12 protein-coding genes are annotated in these 13,462 nt (G+C 73.2%); 7 read left to right on the top strand and 5 right to left on the bottom strand.

Going from position 1 to position 13,462, the window contains the following annotated elements:
- Window positions 1–140: 140 nt before the first annotated feature.
- The 4 genes from C5508_RS02210 to ilvC all read left to right on the top strand — a co-directional run bounded on the left by C5508_RS02210 (window position 141) and on the right by ilvC (window position 6,588).
- Window positions 141–2,852, top strand: coding sequence for a putative bifunctional diguanylate cyclase/phosphodiesterase (locus C5508_RS02210; RefSeq protein ID WP_198597799.1), 2,712 nt, complete (start codon window positions 141–143; stop codon window positions 2,850–2,852).
- A gap of 234 nt (window positions 2,853–3,086) precedes the next feature.
- Complete coding sequence (locus C5508_RS02205; RefSeq protein WP_104523171.1) at window positions 3,087–4,970, top strand: acetolactate synthase large subunit; 1,884 nt, start codon at window positions 3,087–3,089, stop codon at window positions 4,968–4,970.
- Window positions 4,970–5,497, top strand: a complete 528-nt coding sequence (gene ilvN / locus C5508_RS02200; RefSeq protein ID WP_104523169.1) for an acetolactate synthase small subunit — start codon at window positions 4,970–4,972, stop codon at window positions 5,495–5,497. The genes C5508_RS02205 and ilvN overlap by 1 nt, the downstream gene beginning before the upstream one ends.
- Before the next feature lie 62 nt (window positions 5,498–5,559).
- The gene (gene ilvC, locus C5508_RS02195; protein WP_104523167.1) at window positions 5,560–6,588 is read left to right on the top strand and encodes a ketol-acid reductoisomerase; all 1,029 of its coding nucleotides are present in this window, start codon (window positions 5,560–5,562) and stop codon (window positions 6,586–6,588) included.
- Between the two features lie 294 nt (window positions 6,589–6,882).
- Here the strand turns inward: ilvC and C5508_RS19770 are convergent, their stop codons facing one another.
- Both C5508_RS19770 and C5508_RS19765 read right to left on the bottom strand, forming a co-directional pair.
- Window positions 6,883–7,491, bottom strand: a complete 609-nt coding sequence (locus tag C5508_RS19770; RefSeq protein WP_198597798.1) for a hypothetical protein — start codon at window positions 7,489–7,491, stop codon at window positions 6,883–6,885.
- Window positions 7,492–7,603: 112 nt separating this feature from the next.
- Entirely contained in the window at window positions 7,604–8,407 is an 804-nt protein-coding gene (locus tag C5508_RS19765) for a hypothetical protein (protein ID WP_198597797.1), read from the bottom strand.
- On the opposite strand from C5508_RS19765, the gene C5508_RS20785 reads away from it, so the two are divergent.
- From C5508_RS20785 to cimA, 3 genes are all read left to right on the top strand, one after another.
- A complete protein-coding gene (locus tag C5508_RS20785; protein WP_269801739.1) occupies window positions 8,291–8,848 on the top strand; it encodes a hypothetical protein in 558 nt (185 codons plus the stop codon). The two genes, C5508_RS19765 and C5508_RS20785, sit on opposite strands and share 117 nt — an antisense overlap.
- Before the next feature lie 16 nt (window positions 8,849–8,864).
- Window positions 8,865–9,884, top strand: a complete 1,020-nt coding sequence (locus C5508_RS02175) for a 3-isopropylmalate dehydrogenase (protein ID WP_104523165.1) — start codon at window positions 8,865–8,867, stop codon at window positions 9,882–9,884.
- Between the two features lie 420 nt (window positions 9,885–10,304).
- Entirely contained in the window at window positions 10,305–11,933 is a 1,629-nt protein-coding gene (gene cimA, locus C5508_RS02170; protein ID WP_104523163.1) for a citramalate synthase, read from the top strand.
- Here the strand turns inward: cimA and C5508_RS02165 are convergent.
- The 3 genes from C5508_RS02165 to C5508_RS02155 form a co-directional block, all read right to left on the bottom strand.
- Window positions 11,884–12,594, bottom strand: coding sequence for a glutamine amidotransferase (locus C5508_RS02165; RefSeq protein WP_232796865.1), 711 nt, complete (start codon window positions 12,592–12,594; stop codon window positions 11,884–11,886). The genes cimA and C5508_RS02165 overlap by 50 nt on opposite strands.
- A gap of 38 nt (window positions 12,595–12,632) precedes the next feature.
- Window positions 12,633–12,959, bottom strand: a complete 327-nt coding sequence (locus tag C5508_RS02160; RefSeq protein ID WP_104523161.1) for a putative quinol monooxygenase — start codon at window positions 12,957–12,959, stop codon at window positions 12,633–12,635.
- 121 nt (window positions 12,960–13,080) lie between these two features.
- The gene (locus C5508_RS02155) at window positions 13,081–13,449 is read right to left on the bottom strand and encodes a VOC family protein (RefSeq protein WP_104523159.1); all 369 of its coding nucleotides are present in this window, start codon (window positions 13,447–13,449) and stop codon (window positions 13,081–13,083) included.
- Window positions 13,450–13,462 lie beyond the last annotated feature (13 nt).

Below are 13,462 nucleotides of genomic sequence, written 5' to 3'. Positions count from 1 at the left end.
TCCCCGCTTCGCCGGGGGGACGTGCCTGCCGACCATGCGGGTGTGGACGGACGTCGGACGAGCGGGCGCGGAGGGGTTGCTCGATGACCCCGCGCGCGACTCTCCGTGGCGCGCCGCGGCGGCCGGTCGCCGTTCCTGTCGTGCCCGCCGGCCGCGATCCCCGGTCGCGCCGTGAGTCGGCCGCCGCGCTGACCGTCCTGGGCTCACTGGCCCTGCTGGCGGTGGCGCTGCGTGCCTCGCTCGGTGCCGGGACCTCCCGCATCTTCCCGGTGCTGCTGGCGGTGGCCTCGGGGCTGGCCGCCGTGGTCGTCGCACGGCACGCGCGCCGGCTGGACCCCCGGTCGCGGCGACCCTGGCGGGCGCTGACGGCGGTCGCCGGGCTGCTCGTGGTCGCGGAGCTGGTCTACGTGGTCGACCCGGCCGGTTCGCAGAGCGTCCCGGCCCAGGTGCCGCAGGTCCTCGCCGTCCCGCTCGGCATCGCCGTCTGCTTCCTCCTGATGCCGCCCCGGACCGGACGCCGGCTGGGCGTGCGGGAGCTCCTCGACGGCGGCATCGTCCTCGTGGCCGTCGCCCTGATCGGAGTGCTCGTGCTCGGCGACGCCGTGGCCGGGAGTCGCGGCCCGGTGGGCGCGCTGATGGTCGTCGGCTACCCCGTCATCGGCGCTCTGGTGTGCGGCGTCGGCATCATGACCGTCTCGCGCGCGGACCGCGTCCGCCGCCGGGCCGCCGCCTGGCTGCTGGTCACCATGGCCTGCTTCGCCGTGGTCGCCGTCGCCGGCGCCATGGCCAACGTCCTGGGCGCGGAGACCTCCCACATGCTCACGACCAGCGCCTGGATGGGGATGCTCGCCGCCGCCGTCCGCGCCGTGGACAGCGACCCCGGAGCGCCGGTGAGCCGGTCCGAGGACGCCCCGGGGCCGCTCCTGCTCGGCGTCGTCGTCGGCCAGGCGACCGCGTACGGCGTCACGGGCGTCGTCGTCGTGATGCTCGGCGCGGGGCGCACGTTCTCGCTGCTGGAGCAGGTCATGGTCGGCGTGGTCGTGCTGCTGACGTCGGCGCGCGGTCTCTGCTGGGCCGCCGACGGACGGCGTCTGACCCGCCGCATGGAACAGGCGGAGGCCTACTTCCGGGCCCTGGCCGCCAGTGCGGAGGACGTCACCCTCGTGCTCGACGACGACGGCCGCGTGCGCTGGGTCTCCGGCCCCGCCCGGGGGCAGCTCGGGTGGTCCGCGCGCGACCTGACCAACCGTGTCCTGGCCGACCTGGTCGACCCCGCCGACTCCGCCGTCCTCGCGAGGATCCTCGCCGACGTCGGTGCCTCGGGTGCGCTCCCGCCCACGGTCCGCCTGCGCACCAGCGCCGGGGAGTGGCGCGACGTGGAGCTCTCCGGCGCCGCGCGAGTCGGCGTTCCGGGGACGGGGCTGCGCGAGGGCCTCGTGCTCCACCTGCGTGACGTGACCGCGCGCCGCTCCAACCAGCGCGAGCTCGAGCGCATGGCCTTCACCGACTACCTCACCGGTCTCCCGAACCGGGCGCGCTTCATGGCCGCACTGGAGGAGGCGCACGGCCGGGCGCTCGCGGGGGAGCCGGGCTGCGTCCTCCTGGTGGACCTCGACGGGTTCAAGGCCGTGAACGACGTCGCGGGGCACGACGCCGGGGACCAAGTGCTCGTGCAGGTCGCCGAGCAGCTCCGGGCAGGGGCGCGCGAGCAGGACCTGGTGGCGCGGCTCGGCGGTGACGAGTTCGCCCTGCTCGTGCCGGGTGGACCCGACGAGGCGATGGGCCTGGCCGAGCGGCTGGTGGTCGCGCTCGACCGCACGTTCCAGGCGTCCACGCCCGGGGTGGGCCCCAGCGGTCCGCTGTTCGCGGTCTCCGGGAGCATCGGGGTGGCCCGGCTCGACAGCTCCGCGGACGTCCCCGCCGTCGTACGGCAGGCCGACCTGGCACTGCGCGCGGCGAAGGCCGCCGGCAAGCGCTGCGTGCGCTCCTCCGGCGAGGCGGTCGACGCCGCGATCGGCCGGCGCGCGCGCCTGGCGCGTGACCTCCCCGCAGCCCTGTCCGAGGGGCAGCTCCGGGTGCTGTACCAGCCGGTCGTCGGTGTGCACGACCGGCGGATCCTCGGGCTCGAGGCCCTCGTGCGGTGGGAGCACCCGCTGCTCGGCACCGTGCCGCCCGACGAGTTCATCCCGCTCGCGGAGGAGGACGGTCTGATCGTCCCGTTGCAGCGGTGGGTGCTCGACGTCGCGGTGCGGCACGCGGCGGTGCTGCTCGCCGACGGCTGGGACGTCCAGATGGGCGTCAACGTCTCGGTGCGGCACCTGCAGGCCGGTTGCCTCGCACCCGACGTCGCCGCCGCTCTGGCCGCCGCGGCGCTCCCGCCCGGAAAACTGGTCCTGGAGCTGACCGAATCGGTCCTGCTGGACGCGCAGGACGCGCTGCTCAGCGACCTCGAGACGCTGCGGGGGATGGGCGTCGTGCTCGCCCTCGACGACTTCGGGCGGGGCTGGTCCTCGCTGGCCTACCTGGCGCGGCTGCCCGTGCACGTGCTCAAGCTGGACAAGGAGTTCATCGCGGGCATCGAGGCCGGTCCGCGTGGGCGCGCCCTGGTGGCCAGCGTCGTGGAGCTCGGGCGCACGCTCGGCATGGACGTCGTCGCCGAGGGTGTGGAGACCGAGGAGCAGCTGGCCGAGTTGCGGGACATGGACTGCCGCTTCCTGCAGGGGTACCTGTTCGGACGCCCGATGCCCTTCGCCGACCTGCTCGCGCTGCTGAGCGCCTTCGATCCGGCCGTGCTGGACGCCGACGAATCAGATCTGGACACCGGTGTCCACCTAGTGGGACGCGACGGTTGACGATGCGGCGTCGTGAGGCGCACAGTGTCGATGTGCCTCGCACCAGCATGCCCGCAGACGCCCGCACCAGCGGCGTCCTCGTACTCGCGTAGCGCGTCCGGTCACCGACCGACGCGCTGACCCTTCGTGCCCGTGGCACGGGGGGTTTTTTGTTGGCCGTGACCTGCCGCACAGCGAGCACGCTGTCCGTCGCACCAGCCCGAACCCCGCCGCAAGGCACAGGAGACCCGCGCGATGACCACCACCCCCACCGAGGCCCCGGGCGCCGAGACCGCCACCCGTGAGGCTGCCGAGGCCCTGACCGGCGTCGAGACCACGGCCCGCAGCGTCGCCGAGAGCGCCGCCCAGCCCGCCACCGGCATCACCGGCGCGCAGAGCCTCGTCCGCTCCCTCGAGGCCGTCGGCGTGGACGTCGTCTTCGGGATCCCCGGCGGCGCGATCCTCCCGCTCTACGACCCGCTGTTCGACTCGAAGGTGCGGCACGTGCTGGTGCGCCACGAGCAGGGCGCCGGCCACGCGGCCACCGGCTACGCGCAGGCCACCGGCCGGGTCGGCGTCTGCATGGCGACCTCCGGGCCCGGTGCGACCAACCTGGTCACGCCCCTGGCCGACGCCTACATGGACTCGGTGCCGGTCGTCGCCATCACCGGTCAGGTCCCCAGCGCCGCCATCGGAACGGACGCCTTCCAGGAGGCGGACATCCGTGGCATCACGATGCCGATCACCAAGCACAACTTCCTGGTGACGCACGCCGCCGAGATCCCGCAGCGGATCGCCGAGGCGTTCCACCTCGCCTCCACCGGGCGCCCGGGGCCGGTCCTCGTCGACGTCCCCAAGGACGTCCTCCAGGCCATCACCGACTTCTCCTGGCCCCCGCGCCTGGACCTGCCCGGCTACAAGCCGACCACCCGGCCGCACGGCAAGCAGGTGCGCGAGGCGGCGACGCTGATCGCCCGCGCCACCCGCCCGGTCCTCTACGTCGGCGGCGGCGTGCTCAAGGCGCAGGCCACCGAGGAGCTCGCCGAGCTGGCCGAGCTCACCGGCGCACCGGTCGTCACCACGCTCATGGCGCGGGGCGCCTTCCCCGACAGCAGCCCGCAGCACCTCGGCATGCCCGGCATGCACGGCACGGTCGCCGCGGTCACGGCGCTGCAGAAGTCCGACGTCATCGTGGCGCTCGGCGCCCGCTTCGACGACCGCGTGACCGGTGAGCTCTCCAGCTTCGCGCCCGAGGCACTGGTGGTCCACGCCGACATCGACCCGGCCGAGATCGGCAAGAACCGCAAGGCCGACGTGCCGATCGTCGGGGACGCCAAGGAGACCATCGCCCAGCTCGTCGAGGCGCTGCGGTCCGAGCACGCCGCCGGGCGCACGCCCGACCTGGCCGCATGGTGGGCTTCTCTGGACGACTGGCGGCAGCGCTACCCGCTCGGATACGACTGGCCCGAGGACGGCGCGCTCTCCCCGCAGTACGTCATCGAGCGCCTGGGCGCCATCGCCGGACCCGATGCCATCTACACCTCCGGCGTGGGCCAGCACCAGATGTGGGCGGCGCAGTTCATCAGGTACGAGAAGCCCGGCACCTGGCTCAACAGCGGCGGCCTCGGCACGATGGGCTACGCCGTGCCGGCCGCGATGGGCGCCAAGTACGGCTGCCCGGAGACGACGGTCTGGGCCATCGACGGCGACGGCTGCTTCCAGATGACCAACCAGGAGCTCGCCACCTGCGCCATCGAGGGCATCCCGATCAAGGTCGCCGTCATCAACAACGGGAACCTGGGCATGGTGCGCCAGTGGCAGACCCTCTTCTACGAGGGCCGGTACTCCAACACCAAGCTGCACGCTCAGCACCCTGACGGCAGCCCGAAGCCGGTCCGCATCCCCGACTTCGTGGCGCTCGCCGAGGCGCTCGGCTGCGTCGGCCTGCGCTGCGAGACCAAGGACGACGTGGACGCCGTCATCGAGAAGGCCATGGCCATCAACGACTCCCCGGTCGTCATCGACTTCACCGTCGGCGCCGACGCCCAGGTGTGGCCCATGGTCGCCGCGGGCGCGAGCAACGACGCCATCCTGGCCGCGCGCGACCTGCGGCCCGTCTTCGGAGAGGGACAGGTCTGATGACCCGCCACACGCTCTCGGTCCTGGTCGAGAACAAGTCCGGTGTGCTGGCCCGCGTCTCGGCGCTGTTCAGCCGTCGCGGCTTCAACATCGAGTCGCTCGCCGTCGGCCCCACCGAGAACCCCGACCTCTCCCGGATGACGATCGTCGTCGACGCGGAGAGCCAGCCGCTCGAGCAGATCACCAAGCAGCTGAACAAGCTCATCGAGATCATCAAGATCGTCGAACTGGACGGCGGCGCCGCCGTGCAGCGCGAGCTGCTCCTGGTGAAGGTCCGCGCACCGCTGGCCGAGCGCACCCAGGTGCTCCAGACCGCCGAGCTCTTCCGGGCCCGCGTGATCGACGTCAACACCGACACCGTCACGCTGGAGGCGACCGGTACGCCGGACAAGCTCCAGGCCCTGCTCGCGGTGCTCGCGCCGCTGGGCATCAAGGAGATGGCGCAGTCGGGCACTGTCGCCTTGGGCCGGGGACCCCGGGCGATGTCGGGCGCCGGTACCTTGCGCCCGGTCGAGCGCACTGCCTGAACCACCCGCACCGACCTCCCGGCCGTTCGGCCGGTCCACCAATCGAAGGAGTGCACCACCGCATGGCCGCCGAGATCTTCTACGACAGCGACGCCGACCTCTCGATCATCCAGGGGCGCACGGTCGCCGTCCTGGGCTACGGCAGCCAGGGGCACGCACACGCCCTCTCGCTGCGCGACTCCGGGGTCGACGTGCGCGTCGGCCTCCCGGAGGGTTCGAAGAGCCGCGCCAAGGCGGAGGCCGAGGGCCTGCGGGTCGTCACGCCCGCCGAGGCGTCCGCCGAGGCCGACCTGATCATGATCCTGGCGCCCGATCACGTGCAGCGGACGCTCTACGCCGAGTCCGTCGAGCCCAACCTCCAGGACGGCGACGCGCTGTTCTTCGGCCACGGCTTCAACATCCGGTTCGGCTACATCAAGCCCCCGGCCGGCGTCGACGTCGCCATGGTCGCGCCGAAGGGCCCCGGCCACCTGGTTCGCCGCGAGTTCGAGAACGGCAAGGGCGTGCCCTGCCTCGTCGCCGTGGAGCAGGACGCCAGCGGCTCGGCGCTGCAGCTCGCGCTCTCCTACGCCGCCGCCATCGGTGGCACCCGGGCCGGCGTCATCAAGACCACGTTCGCCGAGGAGACCGAGACCGATCTCTTCGGCGAGCAGGCCGTGCTCTGCGGTGGCGCCAGCGCGCTGATCACTGCCGGGTTCGAGACCCTCACCGAGGCCGGCTACCAGCCCGAGGTCGCCTACTTCGAGTGCCTGCACGAGCTGAAGCTGATCGTCGACCTCATGTACGAGGGCGGTATCGCCAAGCAGCGCTGGTCGGTGTCCGACACCGCGGAGTACGGCGACTACACCTCCGGTCCCAAGGTCATCGACGCCCGCGTCAAGGAGTCGATGGGCGAGGTCCTGGCGGCCATCAAGGACGGCTCGTGGGCCGCGGCCTTCATCGCCGACCAGGACGCCGGCGCCCCCGACTTCACGGCCAAGCGGGCCGCCGCCGAGGCGCACCCGATCGAGGAGACCGGCCGCAAGCTCCGCGGTCTCATGAGCTGGGTCTCGGCGTCGGACGACTACACCGGTACCGCCGCCCGCAGCTGATCGACCCCGGTCCGACGACGGCCCCCGCTGCCCCCGGCAGCGGGGGCCGTGTCGTGCCCGCCCACCTCGGTGGCCGATGCCCCGGGCGGCCCCAGGAACACGAGGCCCCATCCGGTGACCAGCGCCCAGATCAGTGCGAGCAGCTGGACGGCAACCGAGGGATAGCTGCCGAGGAGCAGCAGCTGCCGTGCGGGTCATCGCCCTGGACGGGCCGGGTGAGGGGCCGTCGTGTGCCGGGACGACGACGGCCCCTCCTGCCGGGCAGGAGGGGCCGTCGTGCGGAGGCGGGACGGATCAGGCGGAGCCGTTCCGTCCCGCGTACCACTCCTGCGCGGACCGGCTGCGCAGGAGGGCGATGATCACGGCCGGGCCGAGGATGCCGAAGCTGCCGGCGTCGCCGAGATCCCCGCCGTTCGCCAGCACGACGATGATGGTGATCAGGGCCAGCGCCACCGCGGCGTACGCGGCGTAGAGCAGGGTCTGCGGGCGAGCGCCTCGCAGCACCTGGATCCCGCCGACCAGCAGGCCGATGGCGACCACGATGGCCAGGACGCCGAGCAGCACGTCGAGACCGGTGAGCTCGACACCCACGCTGTCGGCCGCCAGCAGGCCGAGCAGGTTGAGCAGCGCCGTGAGTGAACCGACGACGATGCCGACGACGGCGGCGGCGACCACCGTGCCGGGCCGCTTGGCGCCCGGGCCGGGACCACCGGGGTACGCCGGAGCCGGGCCGTAGCCGGGCTGGCCGTAGGGCTGCTGCCCGTACGGCTGCGGCTGGCCGTACCCGGGCTGCTGGCCGTAGCCGGGCTGGCCGTGGCCGGGCTGGCCGTAGCCGGGTGCCGGCGGCGGTGGCGCCCAGCCGGGCTGCTGCGGCTGTTCGGGGTCGGGCGTGGGGCTGGACATGGTGCGGCGTCCTCCTGGTCGTCGGTTGCCCGGATGGCCACCGAGGGCGGATCGGTCCGATCGTCACACTGATCGCGGTGGCGGGCAGGGGGTGCCGCCCGGACCACCCGGTTCAGTGACCGGTGCGGCGGAACCGGTGCGCGGCGTAGAAGTCGGCAGCGCGGCGGGCGGCGAGGAGCACCACGATCGCGATGGCGGCGGCCAGACCGACCAGCGTGGTCAGCAGCCCGGCGCCGTCCCCCTCGGCGAGCGCACCCAGCAGGGTCAGCGCTCCGAAGGCGATGCTCAGCGAGCCGCCGACGATGAGCAGGACCCGGCTGCGCCCGGTCAGGGCCAGCACGGCCCCCCAGACCATGACGACCGCGTACGCCAGGACGAGGATGCCGACGAACACCAGCCCGGCGGTCACGGCGTCCGCCTCGGTGCCGGAGTAACCCCCGAGCTCGGCGAACTCCGACCCCGCGACGGCGATGCCCACCAGGCCCAGGAGGGCGAACGCGCCGAAGAGGAAACCGAGGACGGCCGCGACGATGACGGCCGGCGGACGGGCCGGCACGGCCCCGGGGGCGTAGCCCCCGAACTGCTGCTGGCCGTACTGGGGTTGTCCGTAGGGCTGCTGGCCGTACTGCTGCTGCCCCTGCGGGGGCTGGCCGTACTGCGCCTGCCCGTACGACGGCTGTCCGTAGGGCTGCTGGCCGTACTGGGGCTGGCCGTACTGCGGCTCCCCGTACTGCGGCTCCCCGTACTGGGGCTGGCCGTACTGGGGCTGGCCGTACTGGGGCTGCCCGTACTGGGGCGGCTGCCCGTACGCGGGCTTCTCGAACTGCGGCTGACCGCTGGACGGCCCGACCGGGGAGTCGTCCCCGGAGGGTGGCGTCCCGGGGGCGGGGCGGTACGGATCGTCGGACTGGCTCATGGTTCCCTCCGGTCGGCACCGCCGTGCCGGTGCAGGCGAACTCCAGCATGTCGGGGGCGGTCGCGGACGGGCAAGCCGACCGGCCGAGAGCGCTGGCCGGGACACGGATGCGCGCGGCGCCGAACCTCCAGGGTCGTCGCCCGCGCCGCCATCGGCCCGGACGACGTCGACGTCGCGGCCGCCACCGAGCGGGGCGTCATGGTGGTCGACGCCCCGACGTCGAACACCGTCATCTACGCCGACCGGCCCGTCGTCGTCAGCGCGGCGCTCGGTGAGGCCGGCATCGACATCGCCGGTGCCCAGGCCGGCCCCGCGAGCGAGGGCGGCGAGGCGCTCATGACCGTCACGGTCGACAGCCCCGTCGCCCCCGAGCTGTTCGAGGCGATCGCCGGGCGCATCGGCGCGCGGGCAGCCCGGGCCGCGGACCTCAGCACGCCCTGACCTAGGGTTCCCTCCCATGCGCCTGGCTGTGATCCCTGGAGACGGCATCGGTCCCGAGGTGGTGGCGGAGGGCCTCAAGGTCCTTCGCGCGGTCGCCCCCGACCTGGAGACCACCCCGTACGACCTCGGCGCCGCCCGGTGGCAGCGCACCGGCGAGCTGCTGCCTGACACGGTGATCGACGAGCTGCGCCAGCACGACGCGATCCTGCTCGGCGCGATCGGCGATCCGGGCGTGCCGCCGGGGATCCTCGAGCGAGGCCTGCTGCTGCGGCTGCGCTTCGAGCTCGACCACCACGTCAACCTCCGCCCGGCCCGGCTGTTCGACGGCGTGCGCAGCCCGCTGGCCGCCCCCGGCCCGATCGACATGCTCTGCGTGCGCGAGGGCACCGAGGGCCCCTACGTCGGCAACGGCGGAGTCCTGCGCAAGGACACCCCGAACGAGATCGCGACCGAGGTCAGCCTGAACACCGCTTTCGGCGTGGAGCGGGTCGTCCGGTACGCCTTCGAGCGGGCCACCGCCCGCCCGCGCAAGCACCTCACGCTGATCCACAAGACCAACGTGCTCAGCCACGCGGGCGGGCTCTGGTCGCGGATCGTGGAGGAGGTGTCGGTCGAGTTCCCGGAGGTCACCGTCGCCTACCAGCACGTCGACGCCGCCTCGATGTTCTTCATCACCGACCCGGGCCGCTACGACGTCATCGTCACCGACAACCTCTTCGGCGACATCGTCACCGACGTCGCCGCGGCCGTGACCGGTGGCATCGGCCTCGCGGCCAGCGGCAACCTCGACGCCTCGGGCACCAACCCGAGCATGTTCGAGCCGGTCCACGGCTCGGCGCCCGACATCGCGGGTCAGGGCACCGCCGACCCGACGGCCACCGTGCTGTCGGTCGGGCTGCTGCTCCAGCACCTCGGTCGCACCGAGCAGGCCCGCAAGGTCGACGCCGCCGTCGCCTTCGACCTCTCCACGCGCGACCCGCAGGCGCCCATCCGCACCACCGACGTCGGGGACCGCCTGGCCGCGCTCGCCGGGTAGCTCAGCCCGGCGGTTCCTCCCGCAGGAGATCCCCGACGGGGTACCGGCAGGACCACCTGCCCGCTCCCGCCGGGAGCGGGCCACTCCGGGCGCACGGTGCAGCGGCCGCGGAGGACTCGACCAGCGGCGCCGGCCGCCGGTCCAGGGCAACCAGGCCGCGGGCGCGCAGCAGCGCGTCGGCGTCGTCCCGGAGGACGTCCGGGCCCAGCGGTCCCGGAGAGCAGGGTCCGGGCCCTCACCCGGTTCTCCGGAATCGGGGAGGGCGTGCGGCCGGCCGTGCTTTACTCATCGGCGATGACCGCCACCAGCACGATCATTATCGCCTAGCGCGCAGTCCTCCTCCGACTGCGCGCAGACCTCCCGTACCCGGGGGGTCTTTTTGTTTTCCGGGACGCCGTCCACCCGATCCGAGGAGCCCCCGTGCCCAGCGACACCGAGTTCCAGGTCTTCGACACCACGCTGCGCGACGGTGCCCAGCGCGAGGGCATCAGCTACTCGGTCGCCGACAAGCTGGCGGTCGCCCGGCTGCTCGACGAGATCGGCGTCGGCTTCATCGAGGGCGGCTGGCCCGGCGCCCTGCCCAAGGACACCGAGTTCTTCGCCCGTGCTCGCACCGAGCTGAAGCTGCAGCACGCACAGCTCGTCGCGTTCGGGGCGACCCGCAAGGCCGGTGTGCGGGTGGAGGAGGACCCCCAGGTGCGGGCGCTGCTCGACGCGGGGACGCCGGTGGTCTGCCTGGTCGCGAAGTCCGACGTCCGCCACGTGCGGGAGGCGCTGCGGACGACGCCGGAGGAGAACTTGGCGATGGTGGCCGACACCGTCGCCTTCCTGGTGGCGCACGGGCGCCGGGTGTTCCTCGACTGCGAGCACTTCTTCGACGGGTACGCGGCCGACTCGGGCTACGGCGTCCGGGTGCTCGAGACGGCGTTCGCCGCCGGTGCCGAGGTCGGCGTCCTCTGCGACACCAACGGCGGGATGCTGCCGATGGGCGTCGGCCGGGTCGTGGCCGATGTGCGCTCCCGGGTGAGCGGGAGGCTCGGCATCCACTGCCAGGACGACACCGGGTGCGCGGTCGCCAACACCCTCGCCGCGGTGGAGGCGGGGGTCACGCACGTCCAGGGGACGGCGAACGGCTACGGGGAGCGCGCCGGCAACGCCGACACCTTCGTGCTCGTCGCGAACCTGGCCACGAAGATGGGCATCCCGGCGGTGCCGGCCGAGTGCCTGCCGGAGCTGAAGCGGGTCAGCCACGCGATCGCCGAGCTGGCCAACATCGCCCCCGACGACCACCAGCCGTTCGTCGGTGCCTCGGCGTTCGCGCACAAGGCCGGCCTGCACGCCAGCGCCATCAAGGTGAGTCCCGAGCTCTACAACCACCTCGAGCCCGCGGTCGTCGGCAACGACATGCGCATCCTGGTGACCGAGATGGCCGGCCGCGCCTCGGTCGAGCTGAAGGGGCGCGAGCTCGGCGTGGACCTCACCGGGCAGGCCGAGGCCATCGGCCGCGTCGTCGACCAGGTCAAGGTGCTCGAGGCCGACGGCTGGTCCTTCGAGGCCGCCGACGCCTCGTTCGAGCTGCTGCTGCGCGCCCAGCTGCCCGACGCCCCGGCCCCGCTGTTCGAGCTGGAGAGCTACAAGACCTCCGTCGAGCACTGGGGCAACGGGGTCGTCGTCAGCGAGGCGACGGTGAAGGTGCACCTCCGCAACGACGACGGCACCAGCGAGAGGATCATCAGCACCGGTGAGGGGAACGGGCCGGTGAACGCCCTGGACAACGCGCTGCGCCAGGCGCTGGTCGGCCGCTACCCGCAACTGGCGGGCGTCTCGCTGGCCGACTACAAGGTCCGCATCCTCGGCTGGAAGGGCGGGTCGAGCGCCACCACCCGCGTGCTCATCGACACCACCGACGGGGTGGGGGAGTGGACCACCGTCGGCGTGCACGCCAACATCGTCGAGGCGTCCTGGCACGCCCTGGTGGACGCCCTCAGCTACGCCGTCCTCAGCCGTAGCGGTGCACGAAGTTCGACAGGACCCGCGCCGGCTCGCTGACCGCGGCGCCGGTCACCCGGGCCACGACCTCCTCGAACTCGGTCGGCGGGAAGTACCCGGCGTGCTGGTAGATCCGGGCCCTGGCCACCAGCCCGTCGACGTCCAGCTCCGGGTGGAACTGGGTGGCGTAGACGTTCTGCCGCACCCGGAACATCTGGACCGGGCAGGTGGCCGAGGAGGCCAGCAGCACCGCCTCCGGCGGCAGTACCCGGCAGGCCTCCTTGTGCCCGACGAAGGCGCCGAACCGCTCGGGCACCCCGGCCAGCAGCGGGTCGCGCCGTCCCTCCGCGGTGAGGGTCACCTCGACCGCCGAGACGGGCTCCCCGAAGGTGCGGTCCACGGCCCCGCCCTGGTGGGTCACGAGCGTGCCGATCCCGTAGCAGGCGCCGAGGAACGGGATGTCGCCGGCCACCACCTCGTCGAGCAGCGCGGCCACCGCGCGCTCCACCCGCAACTGGACCGCGGACTTCGCCTCCGGCGGGTCGCTGGAGTTGAACGGGCTGCCCCCGAGCACGAGGCCGGCGTAGTCGTCCAGGTCGAGGGCGGGCAGCGGCCCGGCCTCCATCCGGATGCGGCGCAACCGGTCGGCGGGCAGGCCCGTGGCGCGGAGGAAGGAGACGTACTCCTGGTCGGCCGCGGCGTCCTCGGGCCGGGAGGACAGCAGCAGGAACGGCCGCCCCGGGCGGCCGGTGACGGCGCTCAGCGGGGCTGGATCTCGCCCATCGGGCCCCAGCCGGAGACCTCGGGCGCGTCGACGTAGATGATCTGCGGCTGTGCCGAGACGAGGTCGGGGGCCTGGTCCACGAAGCGCTTGAAGGCATCGGTGCCCACGTGCGCGGCGCCGGCCTCGGAGTCGCGGAAGCCCTCGACGCACACGAAGGTGTCCGGTTCCTCGAGGCTCCGGGACCACTCGAAGAACAGGCTTCCCTCCTCGGCGTTCACCGCCCGGGCGTAGTCGGCGGCCAGCCCGGCCCACTCATCGGCTCGCTCGGGTCGGATGGGCATCTTGACAACGATGAGGATCACGGGAAGTCCTTTCGTGTCGTGCCGAGTGGGGCCCGGAGGGCTCCGCGCAGGCACGATGAAACGGCTCTGCGGAACGGGGGGACGGCACCTGGCCGCGGTGTCGGACGGTAGGCCGACGATGTCACAGCCAGGTCCGCAACAGGCAGAACTCGTTGCCCTCGGGGTCGGCCAGCACGTGCCAGCCCTGCTCGCCGGACTGCCCGACGTCGGCGTGCGTGGCGCCGAGATCCAGGAGCCGCTGCAGCTCGGCGTCCTGGTCGCGGTCGGTCGGGTTGAGATCGATGTGCAGTCGGACCTTGCCCGGTGTCGGATCGGCGACGGGCGCGAACACCAGCGTGGGGGCGGGCCCGCCGAAGCCGGCCTCCGGGCCGATCTCGATGGCGCCGTGCTCGTCGCCGAGGACCCGGTAGTCCAGGACGGCGGCCCAGAAGGCGGCGAGCGACTCGGGATCGCGGCTGTCCACGACGAGTTCGGAGAAACGGCATGCCATGACGGCAGTCAAC

The organism is Blastococcus atacamensis, from assembly GCF_002938425.1.
GTDB classification, from domain to species: domain Bacteria; phylum Actinomycetota; class Actinomycetes; order Mycobacteriales; family Geodermatophilaceae; genus Blastococcus; species Blastococcus atacamensis.
This window is presented reverse-complemented; position numbering and strand designations above follow the sequence as displayed.